The organism is Parahaemophilus parainfluenzae (assembly GCF_001055095.1).
Taxonomy (GTDB): Bacteria; Pseudomonadota; Gammaproteobacteria; order Enterobacterales; family Pasteurellaceae; genus Haemophilus_D; species Haemophilus_D parainfluenzae_Z.
Map to the genome: position 1 here is coordinate 18,771 of NZ_JVHG01000002.1, position 16,392 is coordinate 35,162.

The following is a 16,392-nucleotide window of genomic DNA, read 5'->3' on the forward strand; positions in this document are numbered from 1 at the left end:
AGCAATCGGATTAATTTGATAAAATCTTATTAAAAACTGACCGCACTTTTTCGCTATCTTTCACGCCAGCGGCAGCTTCTACACCAGAATTGAGATCAACGCCTAAGCAACCTTGCTTAATGGCTTGTTCAATATTGTCAGGCGAAATGCCACCAGCCAAAATAATTTTGTGTTTCAAGTTTTCAGGAATGAGTGACCAATTAAAGGTTTTTCCTGTACCACCTTGTTGATTAGCGGATTGGCTATCGAAAATATAGCGAGTGATATTTAAATCATCCGTAAAATCAACCGCACTTTGTGCTTCAGTATCTACTGAAATAGCTTTCCAAATTTGAGTTTCCTCTGGTAGTTGATGGCGAAGTGCCGTAATAAATTCAGCGGTTTCTGAACCATGTAGCTGAACGGCATAAAGCTGCAATTGTTTAGCGATTTTTACAATAAAATCAATTTCTTGATTCTGGAATACGCCCACAAAACGAAGTGGTGATGCTGTCACTAATTCTTGGGCTTGACGTAGGCTCACACAGCGTTTTGAATGTTCGACGAAAATTAAGCCGCCGTATAATGCTCCGTTTGCGTAAACCTCTTTGACATCTTGCGTGCGAGTTAAACCGCATACTTTATTTTCTCCAAAAATCACTTCACGCACAGCATTGTTTAAATCTGCACTGCCCATTAGGCTGCTACCGATTAAAAAGCCATGTGCCACTTTTTGCAAATCACGAATTTGGCTGTGATTATAAATCCCCGATTCGCTGATAATACGTGCATCAGCAGGAATGCGATCAGCATATTTTTGTGTGAGTTCTACCACGCGGTTTAAATCAACAGTGAGATCGTGAAGATTACGATTGTTGACGCCGATAATTTTTGCACCTAATGCAAGGGCACGTTCAAACTCTTCTTCGTTGCTGGTTTCCGTCAATACGCCCATGCCAAGAGAATGCGCCAGATCAGCCAGTACTCGATAGGTTTCATCATTCACCACTGAAAGCATTAATAAAATAGCATCAGCTTGATAGTAGCGTGCAAGATAAACCTGATATTCGCTGATCATAAAATCTTTGCACAATACAGGTTGTGAGACAACGTCACGTACTTGCGGCAAATAGTCAAATTTACCTTGGAAGTATTTCTCATCCGTTAGCACCGAAACAGCTGATGCATAATGTTTATACACATTGGCGATTTCGTCTAAATTAAATTCATCACGAATTAATCCTTTAGAAGGGGACGCTTTCTTACATTCCAAAATATAAGCGGGCTTTTGATGTGTGCCTTTAGCCAACGCATCATAAAAAGAGCGGTCAGATTTTTGAATGTTTTCTTTAAATTGTGAAAGCGGAAATTCAGCTTCCTTTGCCTTAACCCATTGTGCTTTGTCTAAGACGATTTTTTGTAGCACCGTCGCAGAGTCAATTGGTTTGGTGAAATCTTGCGTGATCATAATCTTTCTTCTTATTGTGGCTTATCAAATCAGCCTTTATCTTAATATCTTGTTAAATGTTGTAATGTCTCAAACGCTTTGCCTGATGCAAGATGAGCCAACACATGTTGAACATTTTGTTTTAAGTCATCATGACCAAATAATTTCAACAATAATGCCACATTCGCCGCTACTGCATTAGCGTGTTCAGCTTTACCTTTACCTTGTAAAAGCGCGGTCAGATATTGGGCATTTTCTTGCGGTTCGCCACCACGTAAACTTTCTAAAGATTGTGTTTTTAAACCAAAATCTTCTGGTGTTAAGGTGAAGTAGTCAATTTTACCGTTTTTAATTTCAGCCACTTGAGTTTCACCATGTACCGCGACTTCATCAAGACCCGCACCATGCACAACAAAAGTATGTTGATGACCTAATGCAACAGCAGTTTCTGCATAGGTTTTCACTAATTCAGGGGCATACACGCCAAGTAAATGATAAGTTGGGCGAGCAGGATTGATTAATGGACCTAAAATATTAAAAAGCGTACGTGTTTTTAATGCCGCACGAACAGGGGCAACATGTTTAAACCCACTGTGGTATTGCTGAGCAAATAAGAAACATACCCCAATATCGTCAAGCGCTTGACGAGCTTGTTCTGGCGTGACATTCACATTTACACCGAGAGCAGTTAATACATCACTGGCACCTGATTTGCTTGATACGCTGCGATTACCATGTTTGGCTACTTTGGCTCCCATCAAGGCTGCAACAATCGCACTCGCCGTAGAGATATTAATCGTGTTTTGACCATCACCGCCAGTACCCACGATATCCGCAAAAGGGTAGTCAGGGCGAGGGAATGATTTGGCATTTTGCAAAGACGCAGATACCGCACCACTTAATTCATCGATGGTGGCACCACGTACTTTTAACGCAATCAGCATGGCAGCAATTTGTTCGTTATTCAGTTCGCCTTGCATAATAGCATTAAAAATGACCGCACTTTCTTCTTTGTTAAGTGTTTTTCCGTTGTAAAGTTGTTCTAATAATTGAGCCGTTTGCATAATCTCGTCCCTTATACGTAAATATCGTAATCCAAATCGCGCGCTTCATCGCCAGTCATGCCACGGAAGCCCCAGCAGTGCGCAGGTTGTTCTTTAATCGTAATTTCAACGTTGTGAGATTTAATCCCAATTTTGTATTCGAGTTCGCTGAAGAGCATTTTGATTAAACGTTTTTTTGTACCTTCCATACGACCTTGCATGAGGTTAATCTCAATAACAGTATAATCATCATTACGATCGATAGGATAAAGGAAATCTTCTTTATCTAAACATAAAAAACGAATTGCATGTTTTCCGCGAGGAATGTCTAAACCAAGGTTTAAACAGTTATAAATTACTTCAGCAATATCTTGGCGACGAGGCGCAAGCACTTCTTTTAATCCATATACGGTAATCATTTTTCTTCCTTAATCTCTGTTTAATAACCATTCCACAGATTGTTGTAATAATTTGGAACCTTGCACAGTAAGAATGCTTTCTGGATGGAATTGGAAAGCACAAATTGGCAAGGTTTTATGACGAATCGCCATCACAATACCATTGTAATCTGCATTAACAATAAATTCGTCAGGCAAATTTTTACCCATTAAAGAGTGATAACGTGCCACTGGCATTGGGTTGGCAATATCTTTAAACATGGCTTGGTTATCGTGTTGAATGCGCGATACTTTACCATGTAATACTTCGCCTGCATGTACAACCTCTCCACCAAAGGCTTGAATAAGCGCTTGGTGGCCCAAGCAAATCCCGATAATTGGCACATCATTTTTTAAACGTTCAATGAGTGGGAGTAAGATGCCCGCTTCTGCCGGGGTACCTGGACCCGGTGAGAGCGCAAGAATTGTATCGGGTGTATTTAATGCCTCTTGTACCACTTGTTCTAAATTGGTGTCATTACGATAAATTTTTACGTTATGTCCAAGCACACGGAATTGATCCACTAAGTTATAAGTGAATGAATCAAAATTATCTAAAAAGAGAATATTAGCCATAATTTATCGTCCTTATTTTGCTTGGGTATTGATTTGTTTAATTGCTTTAAGCACTGCAGCCGCTTTATGGCAAGTTTCATCCGCTTCCATTTGAGGATCAGAATCTAATACTTCACCACAACCTGCTTGAATATGGGCAATGCCATTTTGTACAAAGGCAGAACGAATCACGATACAGGTATCAAAACGGCCGTCAGAGGTGAGATAACCTACCGCACCACCGTAGCTGTGACGTTTTTGCTGTTCAAATTGATAGATTAACTGCATCGCTTTGATTTTAGGTGCACCAGTTAACGTCCCCATATTCATACAAGCTTGATAAGCGTGTAAGGCATCAAGTTCAGGACGAAGTTTACCCACTACGCGAGAAACCAAATGCATGATGTGAGAATAGCGATCCACTTGCATTAATTCAGCGACTTTACGTGTACCGCTTTGGCAAACACGAGCAATGTCATTACGGGCTAAATCCACCAACATTAAATGTTCAGCTTGTTCTTTATGATCAAGGCGTAATTCTAATTCCAAGCGTGCATCCAATTCTGGGTCAATATTACCATGCGCATCAAAACCACGTGGGCGAGACCCCGCAATTGGATAAATTTCTAATTGACGATTATCCGGTGCATATTTCAATGCACTTTCTGGTGATGCACCGAATAAAATGAAATCCTCATCGTTCATGTAGAACATATAAGGGCTTGGATTGTTAAGTTTTAATTGTGCGTAGCTCGCAAGCGTATTCGGGCAAGCTAATGAAAAACGGCGGGATGGTACGATTTGGAACACATCACCAATATTAATGTGATGTTTTAACGCTTTAACGATACCTGTAAATTCAGGATCTTCAAAGTTAGTGCTGATCTCATCACTTGCTGCTTTAATGGAAAGTACGCCATCAATATTTTTTAATTTTTGTGCAATAGAAAGTGCTGTTTTCGCGACTTCCACTTGTTCTTCTTGACTAAAACAGAAGCTTTTTAATGTAGCTTGTTGGCTTTGATGATCGATGGTAATTAAGTTTTCTGCGAGATAGAAACTGTAATCAGGGCAGCGAATACCATCATCTTTTAATTCAACACCTTGCATTGGAATAAAATTTGCCACCAAATCATAAGCAAATAAACCACCTAAAAAGACTGGCGTGCTGCTATGTTGATAATGGTTAGAAATTACACGAAGACCATCAAAGATTGTTGCAGCTTGTAATTTACTGTCTTCATCTAATTGATTATCGAGCGGCGCAAATTGTACAGAAAATTCATTATCAAAATTGACCGCACTTACGGTACCGAGTTGGCTTAATACGGGATGAATTTCTTTTAAGACTTGTTTTCCGTTCGCATTCAGTGCTCTAAAGGTCACCTGATTGCCTAAGCAAGTAATTTTAACGGCCGCATTAATTAGAATAAGGCTCTGTAAGCTGTTTTTACTGCCAATTTCGGCAGAATCGAGGAGAAGAGAATTTGAGTTCTGTTGGCATAATGTATTAAAAATTGCGGTGGTATCGGCATGGTAGGGAACCAGTTGAGAGGTCACCGCAATAAATGGGGTGTTTTTCATAATGAATCCTTTATTCTGAACTTTTGCACTATTAAACTAGTACATAACACATAAGTCAAGAAAATAATCAAAAAATTGGTGTGATTTTACAATATTTTTTTAATTTTTAACCAAAGATATTAAAAATAGAGGAAGTTGATTATAAAAAAGCCATTTCGAGGCATATCTCAAAATGGCTTAATAGAGGGAATAGATTCAGAGATTAGAGAGAAGCAACGATCTCATCAATTTTATTTCTTGCTGAACGTTGTGCTTTTTCAATCGCTTCAGCACCTAATCCGATACCTTTTGCATAAGCAAACTGAACATCGGTAATGCCAACAAAACCTAAAATCGCTTTTAAGTAATTTGTCACATTATTGTTTTCATCATACATGCCACCAAAGCTTGCTAACACAATCGCTTTTTTACCTTGAAGTAAACCTTCAGGGCCATTTGCAGTGTATTGGAATGTTACGCGAGGGCGAGCGATAAAATCAAAATAAGATTTAAGTTGTGTTGGGATGCCTAAGTTATACATTGGCGCCCCAATAACGATGATATCCGCTGCTTTTAATTCAGCTACTAATTCATCAGATAAGGCTAAAAGTGCATTTTCTTCTGCTGTTTTAGGTTCACCACGTACCGCAGTTGCCGCCGTTGCATCAAAATGGGGAAGTTGTTGCGCCGCTAAATCACGTACCACAATGTTGTGACCTTTTAATTTTTCAATGGTGTAATCGGCTAATTTGTTGCTTTGAGAATTATCTGCAAGGATGCTTGATTTTAATACTAATACGTTCATGGAGTTTCCTTTAATTTGTGTTTATCAAAAGTGCGGTCATTTTATCGGAAATTTTGAATAGATAAAGTAACTATTAGGAAAATCATTGTTTACTCATTGGAAAGAATTCAGCGAGATATTAACAAGTGTGGTGGAAAGTGCTAAAATTCTCCGCCGCACTTGGTTTGCTCAATAGTGGGAGTGAATGAAAGTGCGGTTTGTTTTTAATCATTATTTGCATGTTGCCTTTCGTATGGGCGACCACTGTATAAGGAAAAATTATGCCTATTATTACTTTACCGGACGGTTCTAAACGTGAATTTGATCGTCCAGTTTCTGTGTTAGAAGTGGCTCAAGATATCGGAGCCGGTCTTGCCAAAGCAACCATCGCTGGCCGTGTAAACGGTGAACGTCGTGATGCCTGCGACATCATCAATGAAGATGCCAACCTTGAAATTATTACGGCAAAAGATGAAGACGGTTTGGAAATTATTCGTCACTCTTGCGCACACTTGCTTGGTCACGCAATCAAACAATTATTCCCAGATGTCAAAATGGCAATCGGTCCGACAATTGAAAATGGCTTCTATTATGACGTGGATTTAGACCGTTCTTTAACGCAAGAAGACATTGATGCTATCGAAAAACGTATGCTTGAATTGGCGAAAACCAATTATGACGTCATCAAAACTCCGGTAAGCTGGCAAGAAGCAAGAGATACTTTTGAAAAACGCGGTGAGCCATACAAAATGGCTATTTTAGATGAAAATATCGAACGTACCGCAACGCCTGCGCTTTATCATCACGAAGAATACATTGATATGTGTCGTGGGCCACATGTGCCGAATATGCGTTTCTGTCAATACTTCAAATTAATGAAAGTGGCAGGTGCGTACTGGCGTGGTGATAGCAAAAATAAAATGTTACAACGTATCTATGGTACGGCTTGGGCAGATAAAAAACAATTAGCGGAATACTTAACTCGCTTAGAAGAAGCCGCAAAACGTGACCACCGTAAAATCGGTAAAGCGTTAGATTTATATCATATGCAAGAAGAAGCACCGGGTATGGTGTTCTGGCATAACGATGGTTGGACAATTTTCCGTGAATTGGAAACCTTCGTACGTACTAAATTAAAAGAATACGATTATCAAGAAGTGAAAGGTCCGTTTATGATGGACCGTGTGTTATGGGAAAAAACAGGTCACTGGCAAAACTACGGCGATTTGATGTTTACTACACAATCAGAAAACCGTGAATATGCGATTAAACCGATGAACTGCCCAGGACACGTTCAAATCTTTAACCAAGGTTTAAAATCTTACCGTGATTTACCAATCCGTATGGCAGAATTTGGTTCTTGTCACCGTAATGAACCATCGGGTTCTTTACACGGTTTAATGCGTGTACGTGGCTTTACTCAAGATGATGCACACATTTTCTGTACTGAAGATCAAATTGAAAGCGAAGTAACCAGCTGTATCAAAATGGTTTACGACATTTACAGCACTTTCGGTTTCCAAAATATTCAGGTGAAATTATCCACTCGACCTGAAAAACGTATCGGTGCAGATGATATGTGGGATCGAGCAGAAGCGGGTCTAGCAGCAGCATTAGCGCATAACGGTCTTGAATATGAAATTCAAGAAGGTGAAGGTGCATTCTATGGTCCAAAAATTGAGTTTGCATTACGTGACTGCTTAGATCGTGAATGGCAATGCGGTACCATCCAATTAGACTTTGCATTACCAGGTCGTTTAAACGCATCTTATGTTGCAGAAGACAATGATCGTCGTACACCGGTTATGATTCACCGTGCGATTTTAGGTTCGATTGAACGTTTCATCGGTATTATTACCGAAGAATATGCGGGTTTCTTCCCTGCATGGTTAGCACCAGTTCAAGCGGTTGTGATGAATATTACAGACAGCCAAGCGGATTACGTGCAAAAAGTAGTAAAACAACTTTCTGATGCAGGATTACGCGTTAAAGCAGATTTACGTAATGAAAAAGTCGGCTTTAAGATCCGCGAACACACCTTACGTCGCGTACCTTATATGCTAGTTTGCGGTGATAAAGAAATCGCTGAAGGCAAAGTGGCAGTTCGTACCCGTAAAGGTGCAGATTTAGGTACTTTCACGATTGAAGAGTTTGCTGAAATCTTAAAATCCCAAGTAAGACAACGTGAGTTGAAATTATTGGGTGAAGAGTAATTGACTCTTTAAAATCTTAATTAAAAATGACCGCACTTTGATGTGCGGTTTTTTTATATTCACGATATAAAAATAAACTCAACTCTCTCTTTCTTCTATATAATAGCCTTATCACAAGGAGGCGAATATGACAGCTCAAATTCAACAATTAACACCAGAATTAACTTTAGAACATATCAATGAAATTCCTGTTTTAACCTTAAATCATCCAGTGGGTTCAGCTAGAATTGCATTACAAGGGGCTCAGCTATTAAATTGGCAGCCTAAAGGGGCAGGGCAGGATGTCTTTTGGTTAAGTGAGATTGAACCTTTCACACAAGGTGTGGCAATTCGCGGCGGTGTACCGCTTTGTTACCCTTGGTTTGGAGGTGTTAAACAGCCTTCACACGGTACTGCTCGTTTACGTTTGTGGCAATTAAGTGATTATGATCTCCAAGCGAATAAAGTGCGGTTAGAATTTTCACTGTTTTCTGAATATGGTGTGATTGAAGCCAAAATGAAAATGGAATTTACCGATAAATGCACAATGACTTTAACGCATTTAGGGCAAGAACCTGCTCAAGCCGCATTGCACAGCTATTTTAATATTGGTGATATTTCACAAATTGAGGTCCAAAATTTACCAAGTCGTTGTTTTGACTCATTACAAGGTAAACATACAGAAGTACCTACAACTCGCAGAATTGAACAGGGCGTAGATTGTATTTATTCATTAGAAGAAAATAAAACATTGTTGGTGGATAAAGCATTTAATCGACGTATTCAAATTACCCATCATCATGCAGATTCAATTGTGCTATGGAATCCTTGGGAGAAAACGCCAAGTGCGATGCATCCTGAAGGGTATAGAACAATGGTATGTATTGAAACAGCAAGATTAGAGAAATTACTTCAATTTGGTGAAAGTATTTCTGCTGAAATAAGTGCTTTAACCACTGATATTTAAAGGAATAGAAATCCTTGTTGCATAAACGTGGCAAATACTATAAAATTTTGCCCGTTTTTTGCTTGTTTTTATAGCAAATGATTGAAGAAATCTTCTGTTTTAAATGCAGTGGGTTTTATCTTAAATAAATAGAAGGAATAACATTATCAAAACCGTAAAAAAAGCTCCGGCAGCTAACCGCCCGAATCGCATTAACGATGAAATTCGAGTAAAAGAAGTTCGTTTGATTGACCAAGATGGTGAACAAGCGGGGATTGTATCGATTCAACAAGCCTTAGATATGGCAGAACAAGCAGCGCTTGATTTAGTTGAGATCAGTCCGAATGCCGAACCACCGGTTTGTCGTATTATGAACTACGGCAAGTTCCTCTATGAAAAGAGCAAAACCGCAAAAGAACAGAAGAAAAAACAAAAAGTTGTACAAGTGAAGGAAATTAAATTCCGTCCAGGTACTGATGAAGGTGACTACCAAGTTAAATTACGTAGCTTAATTCGTTTCTTAGAAGATGGTGATAAAGCGAAAATTACCGTACGTTTCCGTGGTCGTGAAATGGCTCACCAAGATATCGGTTTAGACGTGTTAGAACGCGTTAAAAATGACTTAGCTGATATTTCTGTTGTGGAATCTGCACCGGGTAAATTAGAAGGTCGCCAAGCGGTAATGGTGTTAGCACCTAAGAAAAAATAATTTTTTATTTAGATCTAATCTAGATAATCGAATTTTCACTTCGGTGAGAATACAACTGCACATTGGGCAAACTACGCAGCCTAATTGCTTTTGGAGAAGGCAATTCAATTTGCCATATTGGAATAATTAGTGCCTACAAGTAATCTTCGGATTCGCCTAATTATGTGTTTAACTTAAAATGCGGAGTTATTTTAACAATGCCTAAAATTAAAACAGTACGTGGTGCTGCTAAGCGTTTCAAAAAAACAGCTTCTGGCGGTTTCAAACGTAAACAATCTCACTTACGTCATATTTTGACTAAAAAGACAACTAAACGTAAACGTCATTTACGTCATAAATCAATGGTTGCGAAAGCAGACCAAGTTTTAGTAGTAGCTTGCTTACCATACGCATAAGCCGTTATTTAAGCAAAACGTACGATTAGTTAAATTAGTTAAAAATATTACATAGGAGATTAAATAATGGCTCGTGTAAAACGTGGTGTTATTGCAAGAGCACGCCATAAGAAAGTTCTTAAGGCTGCTAAAGGTTATTATGGTGCACGTTCACGCGTGTATCGCGTTGCTTTCCAAGCGGTGATCAAAGCTGGTCAATACGCATATCGTGACCGTCGTCAACGTAAACGTCAATTCCGTCAATTATGGATTGCACGTATCAACGCTGCGGCTCGTCAAAATGGTTTATCTTACAGCAAATTCATCAACGGCTTGAAAAAAGCGTCTGTTGAAATCGACCGTAAGATCCTTGCTGATATCGCTGTATTCGACAAAGTGGCGTTCGCTGCATTAGTTGAAAAAGCAAAATCTGCACTTTAATTTTTTAAAGTTTAGATCCAAAAAATTAGGACGCTGAAAAGCGTCCTTTTTTATTACCTCCCAAAAAGAAAAAACCGCTACTCAAAACTTGAATAGCGGGGAGGTCTTAATTATAAGAAACTTCAAAAAGATAACTGCAATATGCAGTGCACTAGCAATGTATCAGACTGTGCGTTTTTGAAATAGTTCGATATTTTTGAAAATTTTTTTAAAAATATCAAAATTAAACCAAAATGAACGAATTTAACCCTTTATAAAGGCAACAATTTGCTCTTCAATCCCTTTTTCATCTAATTGAATTTCAGCAAGTGCTTCTTGTTGTGTGCCTTGTGGAATAAAAATATCAGGTAAACCAAGCTGTAAAAGTGCGGTTGTTTTTCCATGAGAATTTAGCACTTCGGAAACAGCAGAACCTGCACCACCTTGAATTGCATTTTCTTCCAATGTCACAATGATGTCATGTGTATTCGCCACTTCTAGGATACGAGCTTCATCAATTGGTTTCACAAAGCGCATATCGACAACTGTCGCATTGAGTTTTTCTGCCACAGATAAAGCGGCAGGTAAGAGTGTGCCAAAATTCAGAATCGCGATTTTTTCACCTTGACGAACCATTTTTGAACGACCAATTTCTAATTCAGCAAGTGGGGTTAATTCTACACCGATTGCATTTCCACGCGGATAACGTACCGCAGCTGGTTTACCACATTTATAACCAGTATAAAGCATTTGGCGACATTCATTTTCATCACTTGGTGTCATGATGATCATATTTGGAATGCAGCGCATAAAACTTAAATCAAATGCACCTTGGTGAGTTTGTCCATCAGCGCCTACAATACCGGCACGATCGATGGCAAAGAGAACAGGTAAGTTTTGAATAGCAACATCGTGAATAAGCTGATCATAAGCACGTTGTAAGAAGGTAGAATAAATGGCTACAACAGGTTTATAACCGCCAATTGCAAGACCGGCTGCAAAGGTAACAGCATGTTGCTCTGCGATGGCAACATCAAAATATTGTTGTGGGAATCGTTCTGAAAATTCTACCATGCCAGAACCTTCACGCATTGCCGGGGTAATACCGACTAATTTATCGTCTTGTTCCGCCATTTCGCATAACCAATCACCAAAGATTTTTGAATAGGTTGGTTTGGCATTTGATTTAGGCAGTTGTCCACTGATTGGGTCAAATTTGGGTACACCATGGAAGCCAATTGGATCTTTTTCTGCGGGCTCGTAACCTTTCCCTTTTTTGGTTTTAATGTGTAAGAATTGGGGCCCTTTGAGATCGCGCATATTACTTAAAGTAGCAATTAATTCATCAATGTTATGCCCGTCAATTGGTCCGATATAGTTAAAACCGAGTTCTTCAAAGAGCGTGCTTTCTGGAGAGAACATTACGCCTTTCATGTGCTCTTCAGTTTTCTTCATAAAGTTTTTAACAGTTGGCACCTTATCTAAGATTTTCTTACTGCCATCACGAACGGTTGAATATAATGAACCAGAGAAAATACGGGCAAGGTGATTATTCAATGCCCCCACATTTTCAGAAATAGACATTTCATTGTCATTTAAAATGACCAACATATCAGTATGTAAAGAGCCTGCATGATTTAAGGCTTCAAATGCCATACCCGCAGTGATTGCACCATCACCAATCACACAAACAGTTTTACGACCTGCATTTTCACGTTCTGCCGCGACAGCAATACCCAGTCCTGCACTGATTGAAGTAGAAGAGTGGCCAACACTTAATACATCAAATTCACTTTCTTCACGCCAAGGGAAGGGATGAATACCACCTTTTTGGCGGATGGTGGACATTTGATCACGACGACCTGTCAAAATTTTATGTGGATAAGCTTGATGGCCCACATCCCAAATTAATTGATCAAAAGGGGTTTTGAAAATGTAGTGTAGTGCAACAGTCAATTCAACAGTACCAAGACCTGATGCCAAATGACCACTGGTTTGACTAACGGATTCCAACAGATAACTCCGTAATTCCTGACAAAGCTGCGGAAGCTGATCTTTATTTAAAAGACGCAAATCTTCCGGCGAATTAATTAAGGATAAAAGAGGATAGTTGTTCATATATTCGTTAGTCCTAAAATGTGAAAAAAGTGACCGCACTTTGAAAAATCAAAGTCAGTGCTGTCACCATTAACTTTTACGATTGACAATAAATTCAGCTAATGCACGCAATGCAGTGGTATCAAAAGGTAAATTGTCTAATTCATGTAAGGCGGTTTGATAGAGTTCTTGGGCTTTTTGTTTCGCGCCCTCTAACCCTAGCAGCTTTGGATAAGTACTTTTATCTAAATCTAAATCAGATCCCACCGGTTTACCGATTTCCGCACTGTCGCCTTCAATATCTAAAATGTCATCTTGCACTTGGAAAGCTAAACCAATAGCTTGTGAATAACGTTCTAGTTGTTGCTCTAATTCTTTGTTTTCAAAGTGAGGAGAGCAGATAAAACCCAGTTTTAATGCAGCTGTTAGCAACGCACCAGTTTTATTGCGATGAATAAGTTCTAATTCGGCTAAATTAACTTGTTTATGCTCAGAAATTAAATCTAAACTTTGCCCTAAACACATGCCTTGTACGCCAGATGCTTGAGCTAAGACTTTCACTAATTGCAATTTTTGTTCTGCAGAAAGAGAAGGGGCTTCAGTAAGAATTTCAAAGGCAAAAGTTTGTAACGCATCGCCAGCTAAAATGGCCGTGGCTTCATCAAAAGCAATATGACAAGTTGGTTGACCACGACGAAGTTCATCGTTGTCCATGGCAGGCAAATCATCATGGATTAAAGAATAAGCATGGATAGATTCAATGGCTGCGGCAGCGTAATCTAGAGCTGGCATTTCTGCCCCCAGCATTTTACCCGTTGCATAGACAAGGAAAGGACGAACGCGTTTGCCGCCTAGCAATAAGCCATATTTCATGGCATCACGCAAAGGGGCATTATAAGAGTCAATTTCTTCAAATTGATTGGCTAAAAACTGATTAATACGATCTTGAACTTGTTTGAGTTCAGTGCTGAATTGATAACTCATGGATTACTCGTCCCCTTGATAATCATTTAATGGGGCGGTTTCGCTTTTTTGTAACAAAATTTGAATACGTTGTTCTGCTTGTTGTAAGCGTTCTTGACCAAGTTGAGCCAATTTAATGCCGTTCTCAAATTCTTTCAGCGCATCTTCCAATGGTAATTCACCGCTTTCAAGTTTTGTCACAATGGTTTCTAATTGTGCAAGTGTTGTTTCAAAATCAGGTTCAGCATTTGCTGGTTTACGCGCCATTAAATTATCCTTTTCAGATGAATAAATTGCTCCGTATTGTACTTGATTTTTATAGGGATGTTAAAAACTTATTTCAAAGTGCGGTCAGTTTTTCGTGAGAATTTGAACTTTGTGGGATCTGGAATTTAGCGTACAATACGGCCATTTTTTATTATTCACAGATTATTATGAAATTTATCATTAAACTTTTTCCTGAAATTATGATTAAAAGCGAAACCGTGCGAAAGCGTTTCGCGAAAATTTTGACCTCAAATATCCGCAATATTTTACAAAAATATGATGAAGAAACGGCAGTTGTTCGTCACTGGGATTACATCGAAGTGCGCTCAAAAAATGAAGCCAATCGTAAAGAGTTGATTGCACTTTTACAACGTATTCCAGGGATTCATCATTTTTTAGAAGTGGAAGAAAAACCGTTTACCGATTTACATCACATCTTTGAATTGACCTTAGCGGATGTAGGCACTCAACTTGAAAACAAAACCTTTTGCGTGCGTGTAAAACGTAAAGGGAAACATGATTTCAGTTCCATTGAAGCTGAACGTTACATCGGTGGTGGTTTAAATCAGCATATTGAAAGTGCAAAAGTACGCTTAAAAAATCCTGATGTGACGGTGCGTATTGATATTGAAGATGACAAAATGATGCTGGTGAGAGCTCGTCATGTTGGTCTAGGTGGTTATCCAATTGGGACACAAGAAGATGTGCTTTCATTGATTTCAGGTGGCTTTGACTCTGGTGTATCCAGTTATATGCTTATTCGCCGTGGTTCACGTGTGCATTATTGTTTCTTCAATTTAGGTGGCGCAGCCCATGAAATTGGCGTGAAACAAATGGCTTACCATATTTGGAATCGCTATAGCTCATCTCATAAAGTCCGTTTTATTGCCATTCCTTTTGAAGGCGTAGTGGGCGAGATTTTAGAGAAAGTCGATAATGGCCAAATGGGCGTCGTGTTAAAACGAATGATGGTGCGAGCTGCAAGTAAAGTTGCACAACGTTTTGATATTCAAGCCATTGTTACCGGCGAAGCACTCGGACAAGTTTCTAGCCAAACCTTGACCAATTTACGTTTAATTGATGAAGCATCTGATGCGTTAGTATTACGTCCACTTATTACTCATGACAAAGAACAAATTATCGCAATGGCGAAAGAGATCGGCACAGATGATATTGCTAAATCAATGCCGGAATTCTGTGGAGTGATTTCTAAAAATCCAACGATTAAAGCGGTACGTGAAAAAATTCTTGAAGAAGAAAATCACTTTGATTTTGACGTGTTGGAAAGTGCGGTTGAAAATGCACAATATTTAGATATTCGCCAAATTGCAGAAGAAACAGAGAAAGAAGTGGTAGAAGTGGATACCATTTCAGTGCTTGGTGAAAACGATATTATTTTAGATATTCGCAGCCCTGAAGAGACAGATGAAAATCCATTTGAATCAGACGAGCATCAAGTAATGCAGTTGCCGTTTTACAAATTATCTTCACAATTCGGCTCATTAGATCAAAGTAAAAATTATGTGCTTTACTGTGAAAGAGGCGTGATGAGTAAATTGCAAGCGCTTTATTTAAAAGAAAATGGTTTCACGAATGTGAGAGTTTTTGGGAAAAAATAAGCAAAAAATGACCGCACTTTAACGTGCGGTTTTTTTATTCGTAATCTAATTCACCTACTAATTCATCGATAGCTTTGGCAAGTAATGTTCGATCATGACGATAGCTAATATCATCCGCATTCAAGCGTTTAGCTAAGATTTTAACGGAAGAAATGGCAGATAAATCGACCGCACTTTGTTCACGATAAGGGGTTATAGCACCATCAATAACGGATTCGCCGACGATTTCATTAATTTTCTGAATACGATCGGCCAGTGAAAGATGAGAGGCAGCGCCAATTTCTACCCCTAAATTATCAATAAAAATCACTTTTGCTTTGCTATTACGCAGGGCAGTCGCTAATTCAGGTAATAATAATGGTGGCATAATGCTCGTCATGAAACTTCCTGGACCAAGTAAAATGACTTCCGCTTGCTCTAATGCTTGGATGGCTTCTTGTGCGGCTTTAACCATAGGCACTAAGAAAAGTGATTGAGGTAATTCCGTTAAATTATCAATGCTCACTTCACCGACAATACTGGAGCCTGAACCTAAACTCGCAGCAAGATGAACCGGTTCTTCTGACATGGGAATAATGTGAGATTTTACTTTGAGTAATTCACGAATTAAGTTAATGGCTTCAATAGGGCGAATATGCATATCTTCTAAGGCTTTGAGCATTAAATTGCCTAAATTATGCCCAGAAAGTTCACCTTCACCAGTAAAGCGGTATTCAAATAATGCAGATGCCGTGCTTGGCTCAATGATGATTTGGTTTAAACAATTACGTAGATCGCCCCATGCGATACCACCTTGTTCTTGGCGAATACGACCCGTTGAACCGCCGTTATCTGTGGTGGTAACAATACCGGTTAAACGCTCTTTCATAAAACTAAGCGCCGATAATACACGCCCTAATCCATGACCACCACCAATGGCAACAATATGTTTGATTTCGTCTAAATGTTCATGACGGCTGTGACGAGATAAATCGGACATTTTTCTTCCTTTTTTACC

16 protein-coding genes are annotated in these 16,392 nt (G+C 39.1%); 6 read left to right on the forward strand and 10 right to left on the reverse strand.

Translation table 11 applies throughout. The annotated features are described in order from the left end of the window. Positions 1–10: 10 nt before the first annotated feature. The 6 genes from trpCF to ADA56_RS00595 all read right to left on the reverse strand — a co-directional run bounded on the left by trpCF (position 11) and on the right by ADA56_RS00595 (position 5,829). Positions 11–1,447 carry a bifunctional indole-3-glycerol-phosphate synthase TrpC/phosphoribosylanthranilate isomerase TrpF gene (trpCF, locus tag ADA56_RS00570; RefSeq protein ID WP_049368729.1) on the reverse strand — a complete coding sequence of 479 codons (1,437 nt, stop codon included), beginning with the start codon at positions 1,445–1,447 and terminating at the stop codon, positions 11–13. Between the two features lie 41 nt (positions 1,448–1,488). Beyond that, entirely contained in the window at positions 1,489–2,490 is a 1,002-nt protein-coding gene (trpD, locus tag ADA56_RS00575) for an anthranilate phosphoribosyltransferase (protein ID WP_049368730.1), read from the reverse strand. An 11-nt stretch (positions 2,491–2,501) separates the two neighbouring features. Next, positions 2,502–2,888, reverse strand: a complete 387-nt coding sequence (locus tag ADA56_RS00580) for a tautomerase family protein (protein WP_005629316.1) — start codon at positions 2,886–2,888, stop codon at positions 2,502–2,504. Between the two features lie 9 nt (positions 2,889–2,897). Beyond that, a complete protein-coding gene (locus ADA56_RS00585; protein ID WP_005697516.1) occupies positions 2,898–3,482 on the reverse strand; it encodes an aminodeoxychorismate/anthranilate synthase component II in 585 nt (194 codons plus the stop codon). Between the two features lie 12 nt (positions 3,483–3,494). Beyond that, complete coding sequence (gene trpE, locus ADA56_RS00590) at positions 3,495–5,045, reverse strand: anthranilate synthase component I (protein ID WP_049368731.1); 1,551 nt, start codon at positions 5,043–5,045, stop codon at positions 3,495–3,497. 202 nt (positions 5,046–5,247) lie between these two features. Then, on the reverse strand, positions 5,248–5,829 hold the full coding sequence (locus ADA56_RS00595; RefSeq protein ID WP_049368732.1) for an FMN-dependent NADH-azoreductase: 582 nt from the start codon (positions 5,827–5,829) through the stop codon (positions 5,248–5,250). Between the two features lie 260 nt (positions 5,830–6,089). Here ADA56_RS00595 and thrS point away from each other — a divergent pair, with 260 nt between their 5' ends. From thrS to rplT, 5 genes are all read left to right on the forward strand, one after another. Continuing rightward, the gene (thrS, locus tag ADA56_RS00600) at positions 6,090–8,021 is read left to right on the forward strand and encodes a threonine--tRNA ligase (RefSeq protein WP_049368733.1); all 1,932 of its coding nucleotides are present in this window, start codon (positions 6,090–6,092) and stop codon (positions 8,019–8,021) included. Positions 8,022–8,148: 127 nt separating this feature from the next. After that, positions 8,149–8,967, forward strand: a complete 819-nt coding sequence (locus ADA56_RS00605; RefSeq protein WP_049368734.1) for a D-hexose-6-phosphate mutarotase — start codon at positions 8,149–8,151, stop codon at positions 8,965–8,967. A 145-nt stretch (positions 8,968–9,112) separates the two neighbouring features. Continuing rightward, a complete protein-coding gene (infC, locus tag ADA56_RS00610) occupies positions 9,113–9,655 on the forward strand; it encodes a translation initiation factor IF-3 (protein WP_080351268.1) in 543 nt (180 codons plus the stop codon). A gap of 197 nt (positions 9,656–9,852) precedes the next feature. After that, on the forward strand, positions 9,853–10,050 hold the full coding sequence (rpmI, locus tag ADA56_RS00615) for a 50S ribosomal protein L35 (RefSeq protein WP_005596065.1): 198 nt from the start codon (positions 9,853–9,855) through the stop codon (positions 10,048–10,050). A gap of 66 nt (positions 10,051–10,116) precedes the next feature. Further along, the gene (rplT, locus tag ADA56_RS00620; protein ID WP_005596075.1) at positions 10,117–10,470 is read left to right on the forward strand and encodes a 50S ribosomal protein L20; all 354 of its coding nucleotides are present in this window, start codon (positions 10,117–10,119) and stop codon (positions 10,468–10,470) included. Positions 10,471–10,713: 243 nt separating this feature from the next. Here rplT and dxs read toward each other — a convergent pair whose 3' ends face one another. From dxs to xseB, 3 genes are all read right to left on the reverse strand, one after another. After that, positions 10,714–12,567 (reverse strand): 1-deoxy-D-xylulose-5-phosphate synthase, encoded by a 1,854-nt coding sequence (gene dxs / locus ADA56_RS00625; RefSeq protein ID WP_049368735.1) that lies wholly within the window; start codon positions 12,565–12,567, stop codon positions 10,714–10,716. A gap of 69 nt (positions 12,568–12,636) precedes the next feature. Then, positions 12,637–13,530, reverse strand: a complete 894-nt coding sequence (gene ispA, locus ADA56_RS00630; protein WP_049368736.1) for a (2E,6E)-farnesyl diphosphate synthase — start codon at positions 13,528–13,530, stop codon at positions 12,637–12,639. 3 nt (positions 13,531–13,533) lie between these two features. Beyond that, positions 13,534–13,776 (reverse strand): exodeoxyribonuclease VII small subunit, encoded by a 243-nt coding sequence (xseB, locus tag ADA56_RS00635; RefSeq protein ID WP_049368737.1) that lies wholly within the window; start codon positions 13,774–13,776, stop codon positions 13,534–13,536. Positions 13,777–13,943: 167 nt separating this feature from the next. On the opposite strand from xseB, the gene thiI reads away from it, so the two are divergent. Next, a complete protein-coding gene (thiI, locus tag ADA56_RS00640) occupies positions 13,944–15,395 on the forward strand; it encodes a tRNA uracil 4-sulfurtransferase ThiI (RefSeq protein WP_049368738.1) in 1,452 nt (483 codons plus the stop codon). Positions 15,396–15,429: 34 nt separating this feature from the next. Here the strand turns inward: thiI and ADA56_RS00645 are convergent, their stop codons facing one another. Continuing rightward, positions 15,430–16,374, reverse strand: a complete 945-nt coding sequence (locus ADA56_RS00645) for a gluconeogenesis factor YvcK family protein (protein WP_049368739.1) — start codon at positions 16,372–16,374, stop codon at positions 15,430–15,432. Between the last annotated feature and the right edge of the window lie 18 nt (positions 16,375–16,392).